21 protein-coding genes and 1 pseudogene are annotated in these 22,606 nt (G+C 69.3%); 14 read left to right on the forward strand and 8 right to left on the reverse strand.

What is annotated here, in order from left to right:
• Positions 1-40 precede the first annotated feature (40 nt).
• Positions 41-484: a MerR family transcriptional regulator gene (locus tag AB0L95_RS26590; protein WP_365165336.1), complete on the reverse strand. Its 444-nt coding sequence runs from the start codon at positions 482-484 to the stop codon at positions 41-43.
• A gap of 47 nt (positions 485-531) precedes the next feature.
• On the opposite strand from AB0L95_RS26590, the gene AB0L95_RS26595 reads away from it, so the two are divergent.
• Positions 532-1,356 (forward strand): MBL fold metallo-hydrolase, encoded by an 825-nt coding sequence (locus tag AB0L95_RS26595; RefSeq protein WP_365165338.1) that lies wholly within the window; start codon positions 532-534, stop codon positions 1,354-1,356.
• Between the two features lie 163 nt (positions 1,357-1,519).
• On the opposite strand, the gene AB0L95_RS26600 is transcribed toward AB0L95_RS26595, so the two are convergent.
• Both AB0L95_RS26600 and AB0L95_RS26605 read right to left on the reverse strand, forming a co-directional pair.
• The gene (locus AB0L95_RS26600) at positions 1,520-1,975 is read right to left on the reverse strand and encodes a hypothetical protein (protein WP_365165340.1); all 456 of its coding nucleotides are present in this window, start codon (positions 1,973-1,975) and stop codon (positions 1,520-1,522) included.
• 154 nt (positions 1,976-2,129) lie between these two features.
• Positions 2,130-3,551, reverse strand: a complete 1,422-nt coding sequence (locus AB0L95_RS26605; protein ID WP_365165342.1) for an FAD-dependent oxidoreductase — start codon at positions 3,549-3,551, stop codon at positions 2,130-2,132.
• 1,256 nt (positions 3,552-4,807) lie between these two features.
• Between AB0L95_RS26605 and AB0L95_RS26610 the strand changes: the two genes are divergently transcribed.
• Both AB0L95_RS26610 and AB0L95_RS26615 read left to right on the forward strand, forming a co-directional pair.
• Positions 4,808-5,311, forward strand: a complete 504-nt coding sequence (locus AB0L95_RS26610) for a hypothetical protein (RefSeq protein WP_365165345.1) — start codon at positions 4,808-4,810, stop codon at positions 5,309-5,311.
• A gap of 530 nt (positions 5,312-5,841) precedes the next feature.
• Positions 5,842-6,163 (forward strand): annotated as a pseudogene (locus tag AB0L95_RS26615) (hypothetical protein); the annotation flags it as partial.
• Positions 6,164-6,269: 106 nt separating this feature from the next.
• Here AB0L95_RS26615 and AB0L95_RS26620 read toward each other — a convergent pair.
• Positions 6,270-6,692: a pyridoxamine 5'-phosphate oxidase family protein gene (locus tag AB0L95_RS26620; protein WP_365165347.1), complete on the reverse strand. Its 423-nt coding sequence runs from the start codon at positions 6,690-6,692 to the stop codon at positions 6,270-6,272.
• 150 nt (positions 6,693-6,842) lie between these two features.
• Complete coding sequence (locus AB0L95_RS26625; RefSeq protein ID WP_365165349.1) at positions 6,843-8,552, reverse strand: GAF domain-containing sensor histidine kinase; 1,710 nt, start codon at positions 8,550-8,552, stop codon at positions 6,843-6,845.
• Positions 8,553-8,805: 253 nt separating this feature from the next.
• Between AB0L95_RS26625 and AB0L95_RS26630 the strand changes: the two genes are divergently transcribed.
• The 4 genes from AB0L95_RS26630 (at position 8,806) to AB0L95_RS26645 (ending at position 12,080) form a co-directional block, all read left to right on the forward strand.
• Complete coding sequence (locus tag AB0L95_RS26630) at positions 8,806-10,035, forward strand: glycoside hydrolase family 88 protein (protein ID WP_365165352.1); 1,230 nt, start codon at positions 8,806-8,808, stop codon at positions 10,033-10,035.
• Positions 10,036-10,248: 213 nt separating this feature from the next.
• Positions 10,249-10,722: a carboxymuconolactone decarboxylase family protein gene (locus AB0L95_RS26635; RefSeq protein ID WP_365165354.1), complete on the forward strand. Its 474-nt coding sequence runs from the start codon at positions 10,249-10,251 to the stop codon at positions 10,720-10,722.
• Positions 10,723-10,762: 40 nt separating this feature from the next.
• A complete protein-coding gene (locus AB0L95_RS26640) occupies positions 10,763-11,146 on the forward strand; it encodes a DoxX family protein (RefSeq protein WP_365165357.1) in 384 nt (127 codons plus the stop codon).
• 10 nt (positions 11,147-11,156) lie between these two features.
• Entirely contained in the window at positions 11,157-12,080 is a 924-nt protein-coding gene (locus AB0L95_RS26645) for an RNA polymerase sigma-70 factor (protein ID WP_365165359.1), read from the forward strand.
• 218 nt (positions 12,081-12,298) lie between these two features.
• On the opposite strand, the gene AB0L95_RS26650 is transcribed toward AB0L95_RS26645, so the two are convergent.
• Positions 12,299-13,156 carry an MBL fold metallo-hydrolase gene (locus AB0L95_RS26650; RefSeq protein ID WP_365165363.1) on the reverse strand — a complete coding sequence of 286 codons (858 nt, stop codon included), beginning with the start codon at positions 13,154-13,156 and terminating at the stop codon, positions 12,299-12,301.
• A 333-nt stretch (positions 13,157-13,489) separates the two neighbouring features.
• Here AB0L95_RS26650 and AB0L95_RS26655 point away from each other — a divergent pair, with 333 nt between their 5' ends.
• The 3 genes from AB0L95_RS26655 to AB0L95_RS26665 all read left to right on the forward strand — a co-directional run bounded on the left by AB0L95_RS26655 (position 13,490) and on the right by AB0L95_RS26665 (position 15,540).
• Entirely contained in the window at positions 13,490-14,338 is an 849-nt protein-coding gene (locus tag AB0L95_RS26655) for an MBL fold metallo-hydrolase (protein WP_365165365.1), read from the forward strand.
• 182 nt (positions 14,339-14,520) lie between these two features.
• Positions 14,521-14,955: a nuclear transport factor 2 family protein gene (locus AB0L95_RS26660; protein ID WP_365165367.1), complete on the forward strand. Its 435-nt coding sequence runs from the start codon at positions 14,521-14,523 to the stop codon at positions 14,953-14,955.
• Positions 14,956-15,126: 171 nt separating this feature from the next.
• Positions 15,127-15,540, forward strand: a complete 414-nt coding sequence (locus AB0L95_RS26665; protein ID WP_365165369.1) for a cytidine deaminase — start codon at positions 15,127-15,129, stop codon at positions 15,538-15,540.
• Between the two features lie 49 nt (positions 15,541-15,589).
• Here the strand turns inward: AB0L95_RS26665 and AB0L95_RS26670 are convergent, their stop codons facing one another.
• Positions 15,590-16,972: an MFS transporter gene (locus AB0L95_RS26670; protein ID WP_365165372.1), complete on the reverse strand. Its 1,383-nt coding sequence runs from the start codon at positions 16,970-16,972 to the stop codon at positions 15,590-15,592.
• A 175-nt stretch (positions 16,973-17,147) separates the two neighbouring features.
• On the opposite strand from AB0L95_RS26670, the gene AB0L95_RS26675 reads away from it, so the two are divergent.
• From AB0L95_RS26675 to AB0L95_RS26690, 4 genes are all read left to right on the forward strand, one after another.
• On the forward strand, positions 17,148-17,768 hold the full coding sequence (locus tag AB0L95_RS26675; RefSeq protein ID WP_365165374.1) for an XRE family transcriptional regulator: 621 nt from the start codon (positions 17,148-17,150) through the stop codon (positions 17,766-17,768).
• A gap of 136 nt (positions 17,769-17,904) precedes the next feature.
• Entirely contained in the window at positions 17,905-18,684 is a 780-nt protein-coding gene (locus AB0L95_RS26680; protein WP_365165376.1) for a DUF899 domain-containing protein, read from the forward strand.
• A gap of 204 nt (positions 18,685-18,888) precedes the next feature.
• A complete protein-coding gene (locus tag AB0L95_RS26685) occupies positions 18,889-20,475 on the forward strand; it encodes a Na+/H+ antiporter (RefSeq protein WP_365165378.1) in 1,587 nt (528 codons plus the stop codon).
• A 727-nt stretch (positions 20,476-21,202) separates the two neighbouring features.
• Complete coding sequence (locus tag AB0L95_RS26690; protein WP_365165380.1) at positions 21,203-21,706, forward strand: HD domain-containing protein; 504 nt, start codon at positions 21,203-21,205, stop codon at positions 21,704-21,706.
• A gap of 370 nt (positions 21,707-22,076) precedes the next feature.
• Here the strand turns inward: AB0L95_RS26690 and AB0L95_RS26695 are convergent, their stop codons facing one another.
• Complete coding sequence (locus AB0L95_RS26695) at positions 22,077-22,433, reverse strand: Lrp/AsnC family transcriptional regulator (RefSeq protein WP_365165383.1); 357 nt, start codon at positions 22,431-22,433, stop codon at positions 22,077-22,079.
• Positions 22,434-22,606: the final 173 nt, after the last annotated feature.

A 22,606-nucleotide genomic window follows, 5' to 3' on the forward strand; every position in this document is an offset into this window, starting at 1 on the left:
CTCCGGCCACCACCCCCAACTCCTCGTCCAGCGCGGTCCGTTACTGCCTCCCGGACGGCAATGAGGAGGGCCTGTCCGGGGTACTCGTCGGCGTCGGCACATTGCCGACGGCCCGCTTGAAGTCGGGACAGTCGACGATCGGCTCGTGGGTGCAGTCGGCGGCGTGGCGGAGGCTGTCGCGGAGCCGCGTGAGCTGGCCGATCTGTTCGTCGAGGTCGCGGGCCTTGGCGGCCATACGGATCCGCAGGTCCGCGTCGGACGGCCGCGCCACGAGGAACCGGTCGATCTCGGCGATCGAGAATCCAGCGCTGCGCGCGCAGGTGATCAGTGCCAGACGTTCCAGCACGTCCGGGTGGTAAGTACGGCGCAGGCCATTGCGGCCCGCGGCGGCGATCAGGCCCTTCTTCTCGTAGAACCGCAGCGCTGAGGGCGCCAGTCGGGTCCGTCGTGCGACCTCGGAGATGTCCAGCAACGCTTCATCCATCGACGCTCCTTGACTTGCATCGCGGTTCAAGTCGCAGCCTAGTCGCCATGAAGACTCATCACTTGAACTGTGGATCGCTCCGGACGATCGAGGCGACCTACGACGGCCCGCATCCCGCATCCGCGGTGAACCACTGTCTGCTGGTGGAGACGGACGCCGACGACCTGGTCCTGGTCGAGACCGGACTCGGCCTCGGTGACCTCCGCGACCCGAACGGCACCCTCGGCGCGGAGTGGGTCGAGATGACGCAACCCGCGCTCGCCGAGGAGGAGGCGGCCGTCCGGCAGATCGCCCGGCTGGGGTACGAACCCGCCGACGTGCGCCACATCATCGTGACCCATCTGGACGTGGACCACAGCGGTGGCCTGCCCGACTTCCCCGGCGCCCAGGTTCACGTGCTCGCCGCCGAACTCGACGCCGCGCTCGCCGAGGGGCGCAGTTCCCGCTATCGCCCGGCTCACTGGGCACACGAACCCCGGTGGGTCACCTACGATCCCGAGCCCGGCGAGCAGTGGTTCGGTTTCACCGCGCTACAGCCCAAGGGGCTGCCGTCGCAGATCAAACTCGTCCCTCTCGGCGGCCACACGGCCGGCCACACCGGGGTCGCCGTCCAGGACCGGGACAAGTGGCTTCTCCACTGCGGGGACGCCTACTACTACCACCGCGAGATCGGGGACTTGATGGAACCCCATCCGCTGCTGGACGTTGTGCAGACGCGTTCCCAAGTACATCGGGACCTGCGGCTCGGAACGCAGGCACGGCTGCGTGAACTGGCCCGCCACCACGGCGACGAGGTCGAGGTCTTCTCTGCCCACGATCCGTGGGAACTGGCGCGCTACCAGCGTGACGTCAAGCCGGTGCGGGCGTCCTGACCGGCCCCTGAAACGGCAGGCTCCACTGCCGACCCCTGCGCACCGCGTCCACCCCTGCACGCACCCACCCCGTGCAACCGGTATGCGATCAGCCTCTCCGGCTCCACCCGACGACGGTACCGTCAGGAACATCCCCAGCTCGCGCCCTTGTACGGGACGAGCCTTACCCGCGGACGCGGCGGGCCAGCCAGGGGGTGAGTGCGGTGCGCCAGATGAGCTCTTTGTAGGTCTCGTCACCGGGCAAGGGGACAATCAGCCACTGGCCAGGCGGGAAGAATCTGCCCTTTGCGTAGGCCAGACCGCCGTAGACAGACCGCAGGAACGCCGGGACAGAGTCACGTGGCACGTCCTCGAAGCTCACGCCGTCGACAGTGATTCTCGCGTCGTCCTCCGGGAAGACCTGGACGGTCACGGCGGGGGAGCCCCCCAACTCGACGAACGCCTCGTGCGGTAGCGAGCCGTCCGGGTCCAGGACCGCGAATGCCCCGGCCGAGGTGCGGCGGGATGTCTGGTCTGCGCCGATGTCATCGGTGACGGTCATCTCCAGGTCGTACTGCTGCGCGATCTCACGAATCGCCATGACAGCAGCCTCGGTGCTCGCCAGATGCGGATGTTTCATAGCCCCGATCATGCCCCATGGGTGGTGGTGCCCCACCGCGGTCCAGTGTCTTGACCAGGTCGGCTTCGGCCGCGGTGGGTCATTGCGGCAGGGCGACGGGGCGTCCCGTGGTGGAGTCCGGGGGAGTGGGAGACGGCACTGCCCGGCAGTACCTCTACCCGGGAGTTCCCACGGGCTTGTCCAGGCTGTTCAGCAGGTCGAGCTCGGCTGGGGTGAACTGGGGGCGGTCAAGTGGTCGGCGGAGGGGGCCGAGGAGGGCTGTCAGCAGGACGCCGGGGCTGACGAGTGTGGTGGGCGGGGCCTGAAGTGCGAGTACGTCGGTCAGGGCCGTGGCGGCGTGGAAGGACCCTGTGGCGGTGCGGGACAGACGGCTGACGTAACGGTGAAGGAGCCGGTCGGCGAGGTTCGGGCTCCTTCCCTTGGTGGTGGAGAAATGGATGTCCTGCCCTGTGGCCAGGGCCCACGCGCTGTCCACGGAGCGGGCGATGGCGCGCTGGGCCTCGCGGGCGAGCTTCGGGGTCAGGCCCTTGGTGAGCAAGTCGCGGAGGGCGAGGGCGCCTTGTGCCGCCGCCGACATGCCCTGCCCGTACACAGGGTTGAAGGCCGCAGCCGAGTCTCCGAGCGCCACAAGGCCCTCCGGCCAGTGGGCAAGCCGTTCGTAGTAGTGGCGCCGGTTGGCGGTGCTGTGGGTGACCCTGACGTCCGAGAGTGGTTCGGCGTGTGCCAAGAGGTCGGCCAGGAGGGGGTGGCGCAGGGTGCGGGCGAAGGGTAAGAAGGCGTCCGCGTCATGGGTGGGGTGCCGTCCGGGGGCGCCGGTCAGGCTGACGTGCCAGCGGTCGCCCTCGATCGGCAGGATGCCGCCTGAGTTGCCCGGCCCGGGCAGACGCGGGTCGGCCTGCACACTGACCACGGGCCAGCCGCGAGTGGGGACGGGGGCGCGGTAGATCCGGCTGGCGTAGACCAGGCCGGAGTCGATGTGGTCCTCCGCAAGGCCGGTGATGCCCAGCCTGGCAAGCCATCGCGGCATGCGGGTGGCCCGGCCGGCGGCGTCGATGACCAGGTCGGCGCGGAGTTCGGCTTCCGTACCGTCGGTGGTGCGGACCCGCACGCCCGTGACGGTGCGGCGGTCGCCGAGCAGTCCGACGGCCCTGGTGCGGGTGCGCACGCCCACCCGGGGGTCCTTGAGGACCTGTTGGCGGACGACGAATTCGGTCAGGTCCCGGCTTGCGGTGATCACATGGTGGGTGGCGCGCTGCCAGCGGCGGTACCAGCCCTCGGGAGAGTAGATCACCATGTTCGTGGTGACCGGGATGCGGTGGGCACCTGCGGCCAGCAGCAGGTCGACGCTGCCCGGGAGAAGGGCCTCGATCGCCCTGGCTCCGCCGGTCTGCAGGAGGTGGATGTGGACGGCCTGGGGGACACCGGTGCGTGGTTCGGGTCCTCCCGGCAGCTCATGGGCTTCCACGATCTCGACGGAGTCGACGTGGTCCTTCACGGCAGCCGCGGCGAGCATGCCGGCGATGCTGCCCCCGACGACGACTGCGCGGGTGGGGCTGCGGTGCGAGGCGCTACTCATGACGCGCTGCTTTCTTCAGGGGTACCAAGTGACGTACAGGGTCCGGCAGTTCGGTCGAAGAGAGGGTGAGGAGAGAGCAGGGACAGCGGGACCAGGTGCTGTGTGCGCCGCGCGAGGTCGTGACCGGTGCGGTCCGCCCCTAACCCGTCGGCCGTCGCCGGCGCGAACGCTGCTTTGCGTAAGCGCACCGGCCGGTCCCGCCCTTGGCTGAGGGCTTGGCCCAAAGAGGGGGTTACATCCTCATCCTCGGTCGGCGGCTGGAGGATTCCGGCGAGCCGGGCACTGAGCCTTCGCATCGCCCTCGGTCCCGTGCTCATCAGTGCCCTTCGTCGTCGAGTTCCAGCAGGACCTTCAGCGTCGCGGACTGCGCGGTCCAGCGGCGTGCGGGGTCCGATCTCGTCGGTATCAGCCCCGTGCGGCGAGGGTGCGCCGCTAGTCACATTGGCGTGCGCATGGCAGCTTATCGGCGCTCCTTGCCGGCATCAACGATCGTTTGCGGCTGTATTGACGGTCGTTGCCGCTTCCCGGCTGCACATCATTCGAGACATTCACCCCCGCCCGATCATTTCCAGCCATGCCTGCGATGGGCTGTTCGGAGTGCTGCAGGGCGCCGTCGGGGTGACAGGCGGCGTTGCCGGTGCGTCTCTTCTCCGGAAGGTGGGGTATTCAGGCGCTCCGTGCCTGCGGCGCCCGGTCCCGGGTGACCGGCCGCCACGCTCGGACACCTCGGCTGCCGGTACAGCGGCGCCCAGTGTCCGCGGTCGGGAGTCGGGTTCCGGTGAGCACCGGCAGTTCGCACAACCGGCGGCTCGCGCGGGACACGCCCACTGACGCCGCTCCCGGAACCCGTAGGCCTGAGACACTCAGGGACATATCGGGCGGCGATGCGGAGGAGAGAGCCGTGGCTACGGCGGTGCGACGGAGCAGGCCGCGCTTGAACTGGATCTTCCGTCCGTCCCCCACGCCGTCACCTTGCCATGGTCCTCGACGCGCTCGACGCTGTGCCGGCCGGCTGCGCCAAGGGGCTCATCGCTCCGCACGGCCTGCTGCCGCTGCTCGCACCGGGCAAACAGCGCAAACCCCGGCCTCTTCGATGTCGAGTACGCGCAGCGGGGCCCCGAGGTCCGGCGACTGCGCCTCAGCCGACGCTGACCGCGTCTGCCGCGGGTGCCCGCGTGGCCCTCGGACGCCTACGCACCCAGCGCCCGCGACACCCGTCGTATCCGCAATCACAACGAAGCAACAAGGAGCACACCATGGACAGAACGCACCGCTGGACCGGCGCGCTGGTCGGTACCGTCGGCGCGGCCCTTATGGCCGCCGGCCCCGTCATGCTTCTGCAGGGCCGCAAGGGCCGGAAGGAGATCCGTAGGGAACTGGCCGCACAGAAGATCGCGTTCCCCCCTCATGGGCTGCCGGACCACCTCACCCCTTTCGCCGGGCAGAGTGTGGAGACCGGCCCCCAGGCCCACGCCTACGCCGAGCTGATCAAGGATCATGTCGTCCAGGCAACCGGCGGCCGCACCTACTCCGAGATCACCGAAGAACTGCGCGTCGCCGGGAACGACGACGAGAAGCTCGCCCAGCTACGCCAGACCGCCTTCATGGGTGAGACGCTGCGCGGCTCGCTGCTGTCCGCCTACCAGGCCTGGCATCTCACCACACTGGTCACGGGCCTGGGAGGCGCGCTGACCGGCCTCGGCGCGGCGCTGGTGGCTACGGCGAACGTCGTGGGTGCGTCCCCGCGCCGCGCTGCCTGACGTGCCCGGCCACGGGCACGTCAGGTCGAGCGGCCGGTACCGAAAGACGATCGGCGCAAGCATCTCGTGCCGGGCGTCCACGAGGTCTTCGCGCGGGCGGCCGCTGCCATCGTCGTCGACCATGGCGGCGGCCGTCGCTCAACTCCTCCAGTGACTGCAACCTCAGCGCATCCGGGACGGATCAACGTCCCGGCGGGCCATCCGGCCCTCTGACGCTCGCCGGAAGAGGGACCTTCATCCCCTGACGACGGGCTCATCGGCCGTCGCGCCGAGGCAGCCCGATGCCGGAGGCTGACTGCCGACTGATCCGGAGGTGTCCCGTGCACGACCGCACAGAGCGCCCGTGCGGTTGTCTCCATCGCCGTCCCCCGTGGCGGGCGCCGCGCATGGGCCGGATCTCACCGGCCGGTCGCCCGCCACGTCTGCCCTGACTCCCGGGCGGCCGGACCGGCCTGGCGCAAGGGCGTCACCTGGGCCTCGCTCGCCGAACCCGGCAACGGGCGCACGCCGGCGGCCGCGCACTGCATCCGCCCGCTCTGCGCTTCGAACGCCACGCGCAGGCAGCTCTGTTGTGGACCTCCCACGACCGGCGCGAGGACTGGCTGCGTGCGGGTCAGGCGCTGCAGCGCGCGCTGCTGACGGCAACGGTGCACGGCGTACGTACCTCTCGCCTGCACCAGGCGACGGAATGGCCGCACCTACGAGCAGTCACTGGCCTCTCCGGTCGGCGATGCCCCGCCGTTGCTGATCCGCTTCGGCCACGGTCCAGACGGCGGCCCACTCCGCGCGCCCGCGGGGAGTAGGTGGCACAGGCGGCGGACGAGGCCGAGGCCGACGCCGAACGTCCCGTGATCCGTACCGGATCGGCGACCTGAGTCGGCCCGGCCCGCTCTCCCCACCCGTACTCCGAGCGACAGCTCCACAACCGCCGAGCTGTGCTCACCCCTCGCGACCCGGGTCAGTCCGTGCTGTCGGGGACCGTGATTTCCCGCCCGGTGACCATCTCGGACTCGATGCGTACGAAGATCCCGTCGCCCGTGACCACCCAGGAGCGCGGTCCGGTCCGGGACACCCGTTCCTGTTCGGCAGGGTCGGTGACCGTGGCCGCCCGGCCGGTGACGACCACGCTCCAGCCGGAGCGCGTCACGGCGTCGAAGTCGTCGGCCTCGAAGGCCACCACGGTCCCGTCGATCGCGCGGACGAGGTCCGAGTGCACCGGGGTGCGCAGGAGCACGGAGGAGTCGGTGTCGAGGGAGAAGTTGACCGGGAGCACCGCGGGCAGCGCCCGGCGGGTGTACACGACACGGCCGACGGGCACCTTGGCCAACAGCCGCAGGCACTCCTGCCGATCGAGCGCGCGAAAGCCGTCGTTGTGGAACATCGGTCCATGCTCCCTTGCGCCACCGCAGCACGGTTAGGGCCGGATGGCCCTTGTCGCGTGCCCCCATGCCCAGTCCGGTCCTTCGTCCGCCTCGCAGGCCGCCGACACACCTTCCGACTGCCGGGCCCGGGCTCTGTCAGGGCGAAGCCGTCAGGCGGATGAGTCGAGCGGAACGCCCCACTCGACGACGGTGCCGCTCGGTCGGTTCGAGGACAGGGTGAACGTGCCGCCCATCTCCTCCGCACGCCGCCGAAGGTTGGCCAGGCCGCTGCGGCGGGTGACCGCCGGGTCGATTCCGCGGCCGTTGTCGGCGACACGCAGCTCCAGGGCCGTGTGGGTGACCTCGACACCGATGTCGACGGTCGTGGCGTCCGCGTGCCGGGCGGCGTTGGACAGGGTCTCGCCGAGCACGGCCAGCAGTTGCTCGGCCTGTCCGGCGGACACGGCCGTGTCCAGCAGCCCGCTCATGCGCAATGCCGGGGCGAAGCCCAACGACTCGGTGGCTCGTTCGGTGGCCGCCACCAGTTGGGCGCGCAGCCCGCTGCCGCGACGCGCCTGGTCGTGCTCGCGCAGGGCGTAGACGGTGGAGCGGACGATCTTGATGGTGTCGTCCAGGTCGTCCACCACCCGCTCGATCCGTTCGCTCACCTCCGGCCGGTCGGCGAGTCGACCCAGCGTGGACTGGAGTGACAGCGCGCCGGCGAACAGCCGCTGGATGACCAGGTCGTGCAGGTCTCGGGCGATCCGGTCACGGTCGTTGAGCACGATCAGGTACTCCATGTCCCGCCGATGCTCGGCGACGTCCAGGGCCAGCGTGGCCTGGTTGCCGAACCCGGTGACCATGTCCACCACGGCGTCGGCGAAGTGAGGGCCGCCCGGTACGTTCGCGACCTGCAGCACTCCGCGGACGTGCTCCCGGGTACCGAGCGGTACGAAGAACGCCGGCCCGAGCTCCACCACTGAGGCGCTGCCGCCCTTGGCGCGCGGGTCGGCGCTCACGGCGTCGCTGGTGATCGTCTCCCCGGACGTGTAGACCTTCGCGGCCAGTGCAGCGGCGGGCAGCACCAGCCCGCGGACTCTGTCGGCCACCGCTCCCGAAGCGGTCTCGATGACCAGCTCTCCGCGGTCGCCGACGGGCACGGCCAGGGTGACCAGGTCCGCGCCGGCCATCTCCCGCACGGTGGCGGTGAAGGACTCCAGCACGGCGGCGGGCTCCGCACCGGACAGAAGGCTGCGGGTCAGCTCGTTGCTGGCTGCCAGCCACCGCTGCCGACGATGCGCGTCTTCGTACAGCCGGGCGTTGTCGATCGCCACACCGGCTGCGGCGGCCAGGGTGCGCAGCACGGCCTCGTCGTCGGTCTCGAACTCCGCGCCGCTGTTCTTGTTGGTCAGGTACAGGTTGCCGAAGACCTGGTCGCGCACCCGGATCGGGGCACCGAGAAAGCTGGTCATCGGGGGGTGCCCGGCCGGGAAGCCGACGGACGCCGGATGCTGGGCCAGGTCCGCCAGACGCAGCGGCTCCGGGTGACGGATGAGCAGGCCCAGGATGCCCTCGCCGCGCGGGTAGTGTCCGATGCGGGCGATGGCCTCCTCGTCGATGCCGACCGTGAGGAACTGCTTGATCGTGCCTTCCTCGCCCAGCACACCGAGCGCCCCGTACCGGGCGTCGACCAGGGTGACCGCCGACTCCACGATGCGGTGCAGCACGACTTCGAGGTCGAGGTCGGAGCCCACGGCCAGGACTGCGTCGAGCAACGTGTGGACCCGGCCCTGAGCCGCTCGTACGTGTGCCACCTGCTGCTGCAGGTCGTCCAGCAACGCGTCCAGTCGCAGGTGTGGAGACGTCCCGGACGCGGACATCCTGGATGTCTCCACCTCACGCGAATCCTGCGCGCGCTCGTCCACCACAGCTCCCGTCACCGTGTCGCCGCCCCACTCCCAAGGATGCCCGACGAGCCGAAGCCGTCCGGCGGCACCCTGGTGCGGGCCGGCAGGCGACCGCCGGGGTCTGGTTCACATACACGAACCTTGCACACGTGGGTGTACGCAAAGGTGTCCGCCATGCCAAACTCGCTCAACGTTCCCTGCGGAATTGCCTAGTTGGAGGACCTCCATGAGCATTTCCCGGCGTACTGTCCTCGCCGTGGCAGCCGGTGCCACGGCGACCGCCACGTCACCGGCTTGGGCCGCGGAGGCGTCCGGTCGCCCGGAGCCGGCGTCGACGGTACACACGCTGCGTGCGGCAGCCGACTATGCGGTGGAGAAGTTGCGCGCTGTCGCACCACGCGTCACCGCCTTTCCCGTCGCGACGAAATTCGAGAAGTGGGTCTACTCCCAGGACGGCGACTGGGTGGGAGGGTTCTGGCCGGGGACGCTGTGGATGGCGTATCTCTACAGCGAGGATGATGTGTTTCGAACGCTGGCACTCGACTCGGCCCGCAAACTTGCTCCCCGCCAGCACGACACCACCACCCACGACCTCGGTTTCCTCTTCTCTCCGTCGTGGGTCACCGCCTGGCGGCTGACCGACGAGGACAGTTGGCGCGCGGGCGCCGTGCAGGCGGCGGAGTCGCTGATCCAGAGATACAACCCGCGAGGCCGTTTCATCCGGGCATGGGGAGCGCTCGGCGACCCGAACAACGCGGGCCGGGTCATCATCGACACGATGATGAACCTCGATCTGCTGGCCTTCGCGAGTCGGCAGACAGGCGACGAGAAATACCTCGGCATCGCCGTGGAACATGCCAGGACAGTGCAGAAGACCTTTCCCCGCCAGGACGGATCGACCCCCCACGTCTACGACTTCGACCCCGACACCGGCGCACCGATCGGCCCGAACACGGTCCAGGGCTACAGCCCGACCTCCTGCTGGTCGCGGGGGCAGGCCTGGGGGATCTACGGATTCACCACCATGTACCGCCGCACCGGCGACGAACAGTTCCTGTCGACAGCGCGCAAGCTCGCCGACTACGCGCTGGGCACGCTGAGCGAGGACCACGTGCCCGTCTGGGACTACCGTGCACCGCAACAACCCCACGACGTCAAGGACGCATCGGCGGGCGCCGTCATGGCGTGCGGGCTGCTCGACCTGGCCACCGCCACCGGCAGGCCTGAGTACCGGCAGGTGGCGGTGCGGATCCTCACCGCCCTGTCGGAGACCTGCCTGACGAGAAAGTCGGCCCGCGCCGAGGCGATAGTCGCCCGCTGCACCCGCAACCGGCCGGCCGAGGACGGGATCGAGGTCTCCCTGCCCTACGCCGACTACTACCTGCTGGAAGGCATCCTGCGCGTGTTGCAACCGCAGGACGTCGACCGGGCCATCGACCTGTCGATGCAGCCCTGACCACCACCGTGCGCCTCCGGCGTTGAGCGAGGCGCTTCAGTCGCTCAATTGCCTGATGGACCAGTTGGTGTCTCTGATCGACCAGTTGGCGGCGAGTGCCCGTCGGTTGACGGGCGTCGACGGCGGGGAGGGGGGCACTTTCGTCCATGTCACAGGAGGGCGGGCCACCTCGTCTCGTGGGTGTAGCGACACACGACCGCAGAGGAGCACACCATGGACGCGCGACTGAACTACTTCGCCATGCCGACCGCCGGCAACCCCCTCAAGCACTTCATGTCGGCGGGCAAGGCGCTCAAGGACTCGCCACTGCCGGCCAAGACGCAGGAACTGGTGGCGCTGCGCGTGAGCCAGATCAACGGCTGCGCCGTCTGCGTCGACATGCATACCAAGGAGGCCGCCGCGGCCGGTGAGTCCTCGGTGCGGCTCAACCTGGTCGCGGCGTGGCGGGAGGCCACGGTCTTCACCGACGCCGAGCGTGCCGCGCTGGAGCTGGCGGAGCAGGGGACCCGGGTTGCGGACGCCGCCGGCGGGGTCAGCGACGAGGCGTGGGCGAACGCCGCCAAGCACTACGACGAGGAGCAGCTCACCGCCCTGGTGATCCTGGTCTCCTTCATGAACTCGGTGAACCGGCTGAACATCATCACCCAGCAGCCGGCCGGCAACTACGAGGTCGGGCCGTTCCACTGAGCGGTAGAGGGGAGATACCGGGCGACAGGAGTGTGACCTCATGAACCTTGCACTGTGGATCGGTGCCGGACTGCTGGCCGTGGTAGCCCTCACCGGCGGCATCAGCAAGACATTCGTGCCCAAGGAGAAACTGGCTGCGGTCCAGGGTGGGGGATGGACCGACGACGTCGGCGTCGGCTTCGTCAAGTCCCTCGGCGTCCTTGAGCTTCTGGCTGCGGCGGGCTTGATCCTGCCCGCCGTGGTCGACATCGCACCGGCTCTCGTACCGGTGACCGCCGTGTGCTGGGTCCTGCTGATGGTCGGCGCGATGATCACGCACGGCCGACGCGGCGAATCCATGTATGTGATGCTGAACCTGATCTATCTCCTGCTTGCAGCATTCGTGGCATGGGGCCGCTTCGGCCCGCAGTCCTTCACCGGCTAAGGGGTTCGGCGTGAGCAAGGTCGACGAGTTCGAGGAGCTGCGGCCGCTGCTGTTCTCGATCGCCTACCGGATTCTGGGCAGCGTGGGCGAGGCCGAGGACGCGGTGCAGGAGACGTGGCTGCGCTTCGACGGCTCGGCTACCCGGGCCATGTCGGCCAAGGCGTTTCTGTCCGCCACGGTGACGCGGATCGCGATCGACGTCCTGCGCTCCGCGCGGGTGAGGCGGGAGGAGTACGTCGGGCCGTGGTTTCCCGAGCCGCTGCTCGCCGACCCCTACGAGGACCCGGCGCGCTCGGCGGAACTGGCCGACTCGGTGTCCATGGCGGCGCTGTTGCTCCTGGAGCGGCTCAGCCCGCTGGAGCGATCGGTCTTCGTGCTGCGGGAGGTGTTCGGCTTCGGGTTCGACGAAGTCGCCTCCGCGGTGGGGCGGTCCGAGGCGGCGTGCCGGCAGCTGCTGGTGCGGGCACGGCGGCATATGCAGGCCGGGCGGCCACGGTTCGAGGCGGACCGGCAGGAGCGGCGCGAGCTGGCGACGCGGTTCCTCGACGCCCTCCGCGAAGGCGACGTCGTCGGCCTGCGGGATCTGCTCGCCGCCGATGTGTCGATGGCCGGGGACGGCGGTGGCAAGGCCCCGCAGCTGGCCAAGGCCGTCGTCGGTGCCGAGAACGTGGCCCGCCTGCTGGCCTCCGTCTTCCCCTTGATGGCCCGGATCGACGTGAGGTTCGAGCCGCACGACGTCAACGGTCAGCCTGGCGCGATCTTCCGCGACCGGGACGGCAAAGTGCTCCACATCCTGGCCCTCGAGGTGCTCGACGGGCAGATCCAGACCATCCGCGCGGTGATCAATCCCGACAAACTCGGCCACCTCGGGCCCGTCGCCGACGCGTGGGCCGTGGACCGCGAGGTGAAGCAGGCCCGTCGACCGATGAACTGACTGGCCGGCGCCGCGTGCGTTGACGGTGATGCGGGAGGCGTGAACCCGAGGTGCTCCGGCGAAGATGCCAGGGAGACGGGCGCGAGGTTGGCGACGCCCTCGCGGGACTCCGTGCTGACCCAGGCCACGGCGCCATCAGGGCCGCGGCGCGCATCCCTGTGAGGTGTCGGCAACGCTCGTGCCCGCGCCTGCCGCTACCGCGATGACGATGCGCCAGGTCACCTTCCCAGCAGCCCGATTGCTCCGTACCACACGGGACCCGGGTTGAGCAGATCCGGGTAGAGCCCTGTCATCCGGTCGAAGAACTCGCGTGCAGTCGGGTTTCCGCCGAGCAGCCGGATGACGTCCAGCAGGTACTGCCGGGTCCGGTCGAGGATGGCGGGATCGTCGGGGAGGTCTTTGTTCTTGTGGCCTGCCACGACGATGCGCGGCTCGAGCGCGACGACGCGATCGATGGCCGCGAGCCACTCTTGAAGGCCGCCGTCACCGCCTTCGAGGATGTACTGGTGCACCCCGTTGTAGGCGACATCGCCCGCCACGACGAGGCCGAGGGATGGTACGTGCAGGACGGACGTCTCGTCGGTGTCCGAGTGTCCGACCTCGACGGCCTGGACGACGTTGCCTTCCAGCAGGAAGCCGTCGGCGGGAATGGGCCGGGACAGAACCGGGCTGTCAGGGATCAGGCCGGGGAAGCTCGGGTCCCACATCTTCTGGCGTCCCTCGGTGGCCTGCCGGTGCATGACCTCGATGGTGGCACGGGTGGCGTAGACCGTGACGCCGGGGAATCGCTTGACGAGCTCTGCGGTACCGAACCAGTGATCGCCGTGTCCGTGGGTGGAGTAGATGTGGGTCAGGCGCTTGCCGGACCCAGCCACCCAGTCGCCGACCTTATCGGTCTGTTCACGGGTGAAAGGCGGATCGACCAGTACGGCCTCTTCCGCTCCGAAGATCAGTGTCGACGTCAGCGGCGAGGAGACGAGCCGTTCGCCGTTCGGCAGGCGCTCGTCGCCTGCCCGGGGTGTTCCGTCCGAGACAAAGGTCTCGTACGACAGGGAGTTGGGCGCGGCTGCGGTCATGGTGGCGCCTCCTTGAAGGGGAGCGTGGCCCACGCAGGTCGTCTGTCCACGTAGTCGCGGTGGAGTTTCGCCTCCGCATGAACCTGATGAAGTAGCCATTACCGATTTGCCTATGTCGCAAGCCTACAGTCAACATGCCAGTCAGCGTCTTCATGCTGCTAAGAGTGGAGATTGCGGCCCTAATATACGACATAGGTCTTAAGGATTTGACTGTGTCGCATGTTGGGCGTACTTTCGGCTGAAGAAGCAAGACAAGCCAGGCAGCGGTCATGCGTATGAGCGTGGCTGATCGGTCACAGATCGCGAGGCTGCCTCACAGTCCAAGGAGCACTCATGCCTGGAGCGCAGCTGAGCTGGAGTGTCCATGTGGCGCCGTCGATCCCCACCGAGATCGCGGACCTGGCGCCCGATCTCCCCAGGCGCATGTGGTCGCCGATCACGGCCACGCTGGTCACGGGCGAGCGCGATGCGGTTCTGGTCGACGCGCTCATGACCGTCGAGCAGGCCGGCCGCCTGGCCGACTGGGTTGCGGCCAGCGGCAAGAACCTCACCACCATCTACGTGACCCATGGGCACGGCGACCACTGGTTCGGTCTGGGCACCCTCCTCGATCGCTTCCCGGGAGCGCGCGCAGTCGCGACCCCGGCTGTGGTGGAGCAGATGAAGAACCAGATGGCGCCGGAGTTCGTCGCGTCGTTCTGGAACAAGCGCTTCCCCGGCCAGATCCCGGACACACTCGTGGCCGCGGAGCCGTTGGCCGGTGATCGGCTTCAGCTGGAGGGGCACGACCTCGTCGTCGTGGGACTGGGACACACGGACACCGATGACACCACCTGCCTGCACGTGCCGTCGATCGGCTTGGTCGTCGCCGGCGACGCCGTCTACAACGATGTGCACCTCTACCTCGCCGAATCGCCCGCCGAGGGTCGGCGAGCCTGGCTGAACGCGCTGGACACCATCGCCGCACTGGACCCTGAAGCGGTGGTGGCGGGACACAAGAACCCCGACCGTCCCGACGACCCGAAGGCGATCGACGAGACCCGGCGCTACATCCATGACTTCGAGGCCGTCGCAGAACGCACCACGACGACTCTCGACCTCTACCGCGGCATGTTGGAACTGCATCCTGACCGGGTCAACCAGGGCGCACTGTGGGGCTCGGCCAGATCCGCGAAGGGCTGACTCTCGCAATTGCGCGTCTCGTAGCAGCGCCAATGGCAGAGCGGCTTGGGGACGTCCATGCCCTGATGCTGGACCACGGTCCCCTGCCGACCGCAGGAAGTCGGGCAGGCCGACCACCAGGCCGAGGGCAAGGCGATGGGCGTCAATGCGGTGCCTGACTCAGTCTCATATCCTCACGTGCCATGAACGCAGCCACGGATACGCTCGCCGTGACCAGCCTGATCGCCAGATACGCGGAGCTGGTGGACACCGGAGACTTCGCCGGCGTCGGCGCATTGTTCGCCGACGCGGTGCTCGTGGGAAGCGGGGCACCGGCCGAGGGCCGCGAGGCCGTCGAGCGGATGCTCCGGGACACCGTGATCCTCTACGAGGACGGCATACCGCGCACCCACCACGCCACGACGAACATCGCCGTCACGGTCGACGAGAACGCGGGCACGGCCACCGCGCGTTCCTACGTCACCGTCTTTCAAGCCCTGCCTGACTTCCCGTTGCAGGCCGTCGCCGCGGGCCGCTACAGCGACCGATTCGAACGCCGCGAGGGGGTATGGCGGTTCGCGGAACGTCTGGTGCGCATCCACTTGGTGGGCGATGTGAGCCGCCACCTGCGCACGTAGCCCGTGCCGGCCGTCCTGGTAACTGACGGACCGTTCGGATGCTGGTCCAGGCGGCGTGGTGTCACCTGGCCGCGGCTACATCATCAGACGGGACAACACACCGCCGATATTCGCTTGCACGCCCATGTTCGGCGGGCCAACGTTGCCTGAGACCTGACGAAGGCAGAGAAGATGACCACGCAGACCCATCCCGTCGACCACGAACTCATCGAGGCCGCAGCACACATGGCTCGCACTCGCTGCTGGGGCGACAACCACACCATGGCAGCCGCGGCCCGTGCCCGGGACGGCCGGATCGTCACCGCGGTGAACGCGTACCACTTCACGGGAGGCCCCTGCGCTGAGCTGGTCGTCATCGGCGCGGCAGCCGCCCAGGGCGCCTACGAGCTGGACACGATCGTCGCCGTGGGCGACCGCGACCGAGGGGTTGTTCCTCCGTGCGGCCGGTGCCGGCAGGTCCTTCTCGACTACTTCCCCTCCCTCAAGGTCATCGTCGGCAAAGGCGACCGCATCCGCACCGTGCAGATCACCGACTTGCTGCCCGAGAGCTACGTATGGGCCGACCACCAACTCGACGCCGAGTGAACCGCGCCCCTCGGTACTACTGGAACCGTGTGCTGGACCCCGCAGAGCATCAAGACCTCCGCCAACGCGCCCCCGGCGTCAAAGGATTCAAGGTGATTCCCCGACGCTGGGTCGTCCGCGATGCGTGGGCCATGAGGGCCAGGAGGAGTCCGCAGGCGGCGACCAAGAGCCAGCCCGGGCGGGACGCGTGGGCCAGCCCTGCTGGGGTGGCGTTCGCCACCAGGCCGCCGGCAACGGCGATGCCGAGCGCGGAGCCGACCTGTCGTGCGGTGGAGGTGATCGCTGCGGCCACGCCGGCCCGGGCCGGAGGCAGACCGCTGACCGCGGTGTTGGTGATCGGCGCGTTGGCGAAGCCGAACCCGATGCCTGTGAGCAGATAGGCGAGCAGGAGCAGGGGCACGCTCGTGTGCCGGTCGAGGCCGACCAGGCAAAGGCCGCCTGCCATGGTGAAACCGCCGGCGAGGGTCAGTGGCAGCCGGGGTCCGACGCGACCGACGAGACGGCCGGACCAGGGGGCGCAGACGGTGGCGCCGACGGCCATGGGCAGCGTCGCCGCTCCGGCGGCCAGTGGCGTGAATCCCCGGGTGTGCTGCAGGTAGAGGGTGTTGAGCAGCAGCGTCACGTTCAGCGCGACGAAGGCAGCCACGGCGCCCAGGACCGCACTGCTGAACACGGGGCTGCGGAAGAGCCCCAGATCCATCAGAGGCTGGTGTCGGCGGCCCTCGACCCCTGCGAATCCGACCGTCGCCAGGGCGGCGAAGCCATAGGCGGCCAGCGCCTCAGACGACGTCCAGCCGATGTGGGGCCCTTCGATGAGGACGCCGACCCAGGCCCCGATGGCCACGGTCAGCAGGACCTGACCCGGAAGGTCGAGCGGCCGTGCCCGCGGCCCTCGGGACTCGGGCACGAACACGGCGCTGAGGACCAGGGCGGCCACGATGACGGGAGCGTTGATCCAGAACAGGGCCCGCCAGCCCAGCTCCGCGACGAGGGCGCCGCCCGTGACCGGTCCGACGGCCATGCTGAGCCCGAAGACCGACGCCCAGACGCCGCTCGCCTGCGCTCGCTCCCGCGGGTCGGGCATCGCGTTCACCACGATCGCGAGAGCCACGGGACTGAGCATCGAGGCACCGATGCCCTGAACGGCGCGGGCCGCGACAAGCGCGCCGACCGAAGGAGCCATCGCACAGGCCAGCGAAGCCGCACCGAACACCATCAATCCGGACTGGAACACCCTGCGGCGTCCGAAGCGGTCCGCCAGCGCACCGGAGGACATCAGCAAACCGGCCAGGACGATGGTGTAGGCGTCCACCGTCCACTCAAGACTGCGAGTCCCCACGCCCAGGCCGCGCCCGATGGCCGGCAGGCCCACGTTGACGATGGTGGTGTCGAGGCCCACCAGGAACATGCTCAGACAGCAGACGGCCAGCACCGTCCAGCGCCTGCGCGCAGTCAGAGCGGGCGCAACAGAATGAGTCGTACTCGTCGTAGTCGCAGTCACGGATCGCCTCTCATATCCAGAAATACCTGGTGGCAAGGCTCAGCCAGGCCGACAACCACGGACCACGCTTTTTGCGAGAACCGCAAAGAACCGCACACTGAACCACGTGGACACCGAACTGGAGCAGATCCTCGATGGCATCGGGCCACGGCTGCGTATGCTGCGCCGGGACCGAGGACTCACCCTGGAGACACTGTCAACCACGACCGGGATCTCGGTCAGCACCCTGTCCCGGCTTGAATCGGGCACACGACGCCCGACTCTGGACCTCCTCATCCCACTCGCGAGGGCGCACCGTGTCGCACTCGACCAACTCGTCGCCGCACCGGCCACCGGTGACCCCCGGGTGCATCTGAGACCCCTGCGCAAAGGCGACGGCAGCATCCTCGTGCCCCTGACCCAGTACCCGGGCCGGGTGCAGGTGTTCAAGCACGTACTGGCTCCCCGCGAGCCGAAGCTGGTGACCCACGACGGCTACGAATGGCTCTACGTCCTCGCCGGCGAGCTCCGCCTCATCCTCGGAGAACACGAACGCACGCTCCACCCCGGCGAAGTGGCCGAGTTCGACACCCGAGAACCGCACTGGTTCGGCCCCGCGCACACGAGCGCCGTAGAGATCCTGCACCTGTTCGGACCACGAGGCGACAAAGCCGTCGTCCGCGCGAGACCCTCGGACACCGATCCCACACCGGCGACCACCACACCCCCACCGCCGGCTACATCTTGACCCGCAACGCCTCCGCCGTGGTCCGTGCAGGCTCGGCCGAGGGTGTCCTCGCTGCGATGAGTTCCGGCCGGGTCGGGAGTCTCTTCTGATGACCGTCGTAGGACGCTGCCCGGCACGAGACACCACGGAGGACACCATGACGACCACGCCGGACGACCCGACCACCGCGCTGCCCGGCCGACCGCCCGTCGTCGACCTGGCCACCTGGCAGGCTGCCCGTGACGAGCTGCTGGTCCGCGAGAAGGCCCACACCCGCGAGGGCGACGCCATCGCCGCGGCCCGCCGCCGGCTGCCGATGGCGGAGCTCGACGGGGCGGTCGAGGTCGTCGGACCCGAGGGACCGGTCCCGTTCCTGGACCTGTTCCAGGGCCGCGACGAGCTCGTGGTCTATAAACACATGTGGCACGACGGCGCGCCGCACCAGGGGCAGTGCGAGGGCTGCACCACAACGGCCTGGCACCTGAAGGACGCCGTCTACCTCAACGCCCGCGGCGTCTCGTTCGCCATCCTGACCACAGGTCCCTGGGACGAGGTGGCCGCCTACGTCGAGTTCATGGGCTACACCCAGCCCTGGTACTCGGTGCGCGACGTGGACGCGCCGGTCGTCGGCCCCATGGGTTACCTCACCTGCTTCCTGCGCGACGGCGACCATGTGTTCCTCACTTACTCCACGACGGGCCGTGGCAACGAGCGGGTCAATGGATCCCTGGGCCTGCTCGACATGACGCCCTACGGCCGCGGCGAGGCGTGGGAGGACAACCCCGAGGGCTGGCCCGAGGGGCGCAGCCCGTGCTGGTCCTGGCGCTCGGACGCGGACGGGAACGCCACCTGGGGCCCCACCAGCCGCCCCGTGCCACAGTGGATCCGCCGCGGCGCGACCCCGGTGGAGACCCTGGGGCGACACGGCCACCACTGACGCGTCTGTGTCATGACAACGTTCTCCCAACCCGCTCGTCGGCCCCTCTCGGCCCGGCTCGTCGGCAACTCACCCCGACACTTCCTCTGCGCAGGAGTCGGAACACCGGCGCCCTGCACGCTGCATCACCGCCGGAGGTCGGCTACTTTGGGAAAGTACCTGGTCAGATGGGGGTAACAAGCCGTAACCAACCGGGGACGCTCCATGACCGGCCTGATCGTCATTCTGCTGCTCGTGGTCCTGGCCACCGCTGTGGCGACCGGTGCCCGGCGCTGGAGCCTGCCCGCCCCCTCGCTCCTCGTGATCGCAGGTCTGGCCGTCGGGCTGATGCCCTGGGTTCCCGAGGTTCGCCTGCCGCCTCACGTGATCAACGTGCTGGTGCTGCCTCCACTGCTCTACGCCGCGGCCGGCGAGATCTCCGTGCGCGACGTACGCACGGTGTGGCGGCCTGTGACCGCCCTGGTCTTCGGCCTGGTTCTCGCCTCGGCCGTCGCGGTCGGCTACGTCGCCCGAGCCATCACCCCGCTGACCGCCGCGACCGCATTCATCCTCGGCTCCGTTCTGGCCAGCACCGACCCGGTGGCCGTCACCGCGCTCGGCCGACGCCTGTGTCTCCCATCGCGCGTGCAGGCCATGGTGCAGGCGGAGAGCCTGTTCAACGACGCCACGTCCCTGGTCCTGTACAAGGTCGCCGTGGTCACCGCGGTTTCCGGTAGTGCCATCACCGTGGCCGGGACCGTCGAGCAGTTCCTGATCCTCGCTGGGGGAGGAGCCCTCATCGGGGCGGCGGTCGCCGCCGTCGTGGCCCTCATTCGTAGACGGACCGAGGACCCGATACTGGAGACCGTCATCGCATTGATCACCCCGTACGCCTCGTACGTCATCGCGGAGCAATCGCACACCTCCGGTGTGACCGCCGTCATCGTGTCCGGGGTCGTCCTCGGCAGCACCGGGCACAAGCTCAGCAACGCCCCTATCCGCATCCAGGTCCACGCCGTCTACGACACCGTCGCCTTCCTGCTGGAGAGCGTCGTCTTCGCCCTCATCGGCCTTGAGCTTCCCTCCGCCGTTCGTCAGCTCGCGCGCGATGAGCACGGCTGGCCGCTGTGGGTGCCGGTGATCGCCTTCACCGTGGTGGCGATCCGGCTGCTGTGGGTCTTCCCGCTGTCCGCCTTGATCCACTACCGGCGCGGGGAGAGCGACAGCCGGCTTTCCTGGCGCGTTCCGGCTGTCTTGTCCTGGGCGGGCACCCGAGGAGTGATGCCGCTGGCTGCAGCGCTCTCCATCCCGCTGACCACCGACACCGGGGCGCCGCTGCCGCACCGGGCGCTGATCCTCACCCTCACCACCGGGACCATCGTGCTCACCCTGATCTTCCAGGGGTTCACCCTCGCGCCTGTCGTGCGCCGCTCGGGCATCGCTCTGGAACCGGAGCACACCGCACGCGAGGAGGCCCGGACCCGTCGGCGCATCGCCCGCGCCGCCCTCGACGAGCTCAAACAGCTCGGTGATCCGGACCAGCTCGCCGACCTTGGCGCCGCGGCCGAGGCCGCCTTGAAGCAGGCCCGTCGCCATCTTGAAGCGCGCGTGGAGCAGGCCGACGATGCCCACTACAGCGATCCGGACGCCCGTCCTGCCGACGCCTACCGCGAGGTACGCCGCACCCTCATCGCCATTGAGGCGGCCGAACTCCAGCGCCTCTACGAGGCGAACAAGATCAGCAACGCCACCCGGCGCCGCATCCAGCGCGAACTCGACCTCGAAGAAGCCAGCCTCCGCGCCCGCGGCTGACCTCCGGTCCAGGTGGTCGGACGGGGTTACGGACCGGGTCCGAGGGCTTGCTGCGCGGTTCAGTCGAATGCGTCCAGGGCGGCTTCGGCGAGGCGCGGGTAGTGCTCGGCGGGTGCCTCGGGTACGGCGACAGTCCTTCATGGCGCGGCCGGGCGCGGGCTCGAAGACCGTGGCGCCGGGCAGGGCGAGGGCCTGGTGAAGGCGTACGACGTCGTAGTCGCCCGGTGTGCGTGATCGAGGGGATCCACGCGCACCGGGCGCCGGGAGCGGTGTCGAGGTCAGGCCGTCCACCAGGGGGTCGCGGCCGCCGGCGGCGAGCGCGCGCTCGAAGGGACCCTCGTGCACATGGGTGCCGAGGGCCGGGCCGTAGCCGCCGGTGGCACGGGCCTGGTCGGCGATTCGCTCGACGACCGCCGGCACGGCCTGGGTGGTGTCCTCGGTCAGGACCGCCTCGCGACCCGCGCCACGGGCCAGGTCCCAGCCGTGCAGGGTCAGATCCTGCAGCGTGATCGCGCGGGCGAGCGTTGCGGGCGGCGCGGGCCGAGTCCGCCAGGAGCGGGGCAGTGGCGTTCCGCCAACCGCAGACCGCAGTTGATGCAGCGTCAGCCTCCGCTGACGGGCGACCCCGAGCGCCGTAGTGTTCTCCGATGCTCCGTCATCTGGCCCTCCAGGAGCGTCAACAGGCCTGTCCGATGCCCGAAGTGGCCCTCGAATGAGAGGAGTAGGCATGCGCACTGTCGAGGAAGTCGACAACTTCGCGGCGCAGGCGCACGCCGGCCAGGTCGACAGGATCGGCGTCCCCTATATCGGGCATGTCCGCGCGGTCGCTGCCGGACTCGCGCCGTTCGGACCGGAGTTGGTGATGGCCGGGCTGCTGCACGACGTCATCGAGGACACCGACTGGACGGCAGAGCAGTTGAGGGCAGTTGGTGTCCCGGCTCATGTCGTCTCGATCGTGGAGACCGTGACCAACCAGCCCGGCGTGCCCTACGGCGAGAAGATCAAGCGCATCACGGGCAACCGAGACGCAACCCTTGTGAAGATCGCCGACAACGCGCACAACAGCCACCCCGACCGGGCCGCCCGGCTTCCGGCCGAGCAGCGCGATCGGCTGTCTGCGAAGTACCGCGAAGCGCGCGACACGCTCTGGGACGCCGCCGACAGCAAGCACATCGAGGTCGTCCTCTCGATCGTCAATCCCTCGCTGCTTGCCGAGCTGCGCGAGCGGTAGGCCCATCAGCCGGGTCTGTGACCCGGTCCGGGCGGTGTGAGCTGGAGCACACAGTCGTGGGGCTTCCGGTTTGCCCGGCGGAAGCGTACGTTCCGGTTTACCTCGCGAAGGCGCCTTTCGGGGCGCTGGCCCGCCAGGCCTGGGACGGCGGGCCACGCGGGGGCCAATCAGTGTTGCGAAGCGGCGGAATCCATCGTCGCCCAGCGCGGAAGTCACACCTGATCGGGTGGTTGGAACCCGGCCCGCTCAGGTGTCCTGGAGCTCTGCTGCGGACCGGACTGGTGCGCACCCGGGTTCCCCCACAGGTGGCTGCAGCCTGAACACGCCGCAGGGTCGGTTGCGCGCCCCCGCTCCCTCCAACCGCCGTGGCTCAGTGGTCGGTCCCTGGGCTGCGCATGCCTGCGGGGCCTTTGACGGTGGGCAGCACGAGGGAGCTCTCGACGCTCTGGACGGCCGGAAGCCCGGAAACGGTGGTGGTCAGGTACTCGTAGAACCCTCGGACGCTGGGGGTGGATACGGAGGCATAGAGATTGCGGGTGCCCGTGATGGCGGCGGCGAAGGCAACCTCGTCATGTCGGGCCGGCGCCAGGCCGGTGGCGGCGGGTTCCGTGGGCGGCACCGTCAGCCACAGTTGGGTGCGGATCGCCAGCCCGAGACGTGCGCGGTCGGTGTCGATGTCGCAGTAGAGCACGCCGCTGTCGCGTAGTTCGGTGATCCGGCGTTGCACCGTGGAGTGAGCAGGAGTTCGTCGACGGGGGCGGGGGCGGAGGTCCGGCAGACCAGTTCGGTGCCGCCTGCGGTGCGGCTGATCCAGGAGACCTCGGATCGTGTCGGATCCGCCGAGCCTAGGGCTGGTGAACGGACCTGAGCCCGGGCGACGGACACGATGAGGCGTGAACA

Source organism: Streptomyces sp. NPDC052036, from assembly GCF_040680495.1.
GTDB lineage: Bacteria > Actinomycetota > Actinomycetes > Streptomycetales > Streptomycetaceae > Streptomyces.

What these genes read in the sequence shown, in the direction of transcription:
- AB0L95_RS26590 (WP_365165336.1), bottom strand. Translation starts at nt 484, where the DNA reads ATGGATGAAGCGTTGCTGGACATCTCCGAGGTCGCACGACGGACCCGA.
- AB0L95_RS26595 (WP_365165338.1), top strand. Translation starts at nt 532, where the DNA reads ATGAAGACTCATCACTTGAACTGTGGATCGCTCCGGACGATCGAGGCG.
- AB0L95_RS26600 (WP_365165340.1), bottom strand. Translation starts at nt 1,975, where the DNA reads ATGAAACATCCGCATCTGGCGAGCACCGAGGCTGCTGTCATGGCGATT.
- AB0L95_RS26605 (WP_365165342.1), bottom strand. Translation starts at nt 3,551, where the DNA reads ATGAGTAGCGCCTCGCACCGCAGCCCCACCCGCGCAGTCGTCGTCGGG.
- AB0L95_RS26610 (WP_365165345.1), top strand. Translation starts at nt 4,808, where the DNA reads ATGGACAGAACGCACCGCTGGACCGGCGCGCTGGTCGGTACCGTCGGC.
- AB0L95_RS26620 (WP_365165347.1), bottom strand. Translation starts at nt 6,692, where the DNA reads ATGTTCCACAACGACGGCTTTCGCGCGCTCGATCGGCAGGAGTGCCTG.
- AB0L95_RS26625 (WP_365165349.1), bottom strand. Translation starts at nt 8,552, where the DNA reads ATGTCCGCGTCCGGGACGTCTCCACACCTGCGACTGGACGCGTTGCTG.
- AB0L95_RS26630 (WP_365165352.1), top strand. Translation starts at nt 8,806, where the DNA reads ATGAGCATTTCCCGGCGTACTGTCCTCGCCGTGGCAGCCGGTGCCACG.
- AB0L95_RS26635 (WP_365165354.1), top strand. Translation starts at nt 10,249, where the DNA reads ATGGACGCGCGACTGAACTACTTCGCCATGCCGACCGCCGGCAACCCC.
- AB0L95_RS26640 (WP_365165357.1), top strand. Translation starts at nt 10,763, where the DNA reads ATGAACCTTGCACTGTGGATCGGTGCCGGACTGCTGGCCGTGGTAGCC.
- AB0L95_RS26650 (WP_365165363.1), bottom strand. Translation starts at nt 13,156, where the DNA reads ATGACCGCAGCCGCGCCCAACTCCCTGTCGTACGAGACCTTTGTCTCG.
- AB0L95_RS26655 (WP_365165365.1), top strand. Translation starts at nt 13,490, where the DNA reads ATGCCTGGAGCGCAGCTGAGCTGGAGTGTCCATGTGGCGCCGTCGATC.
- AB0L95_RS26660 (WP_365165367.1), top strand. Translation starts at nt 14,521, where the DNA reads ATGAACGCAGCCACGGATACGCTCGCCGTGACCAGCCTGATCGCCAGA.
- AB0L95_RS26665 (WP_365165369.1), top strand. Translation starts at nt 15,127, where the DNA reads ATGACCACGCAGACCCATCCCGTCGACCACGAACTCATCGAGGCCGCA.
- AB0L95_RS26680 (WP_365165376.1), top strand. Translation starts at nt 17,905, where the DNA reads ATGACGACCACGCCGGACGACCCGACCACCGCGCTGCCCGGCCGACCG.
- AB0L95_RS26685 (WP_365165378.1), top strand. Translation starts at nt 18,889, where the DNA reads ATGACCGGCCTGATCGTCATTCTGCTGCTCGTGGTCCTGGCCACCGCT.
- AB0L95_RS26690 (WP_365165380.1), top strand. Translation starts at nt 21,203, where the DNA reads ATGCGCACTGTCGAGGAAGTCGACAACTTCGCGGCGCAGGCGCACGCC.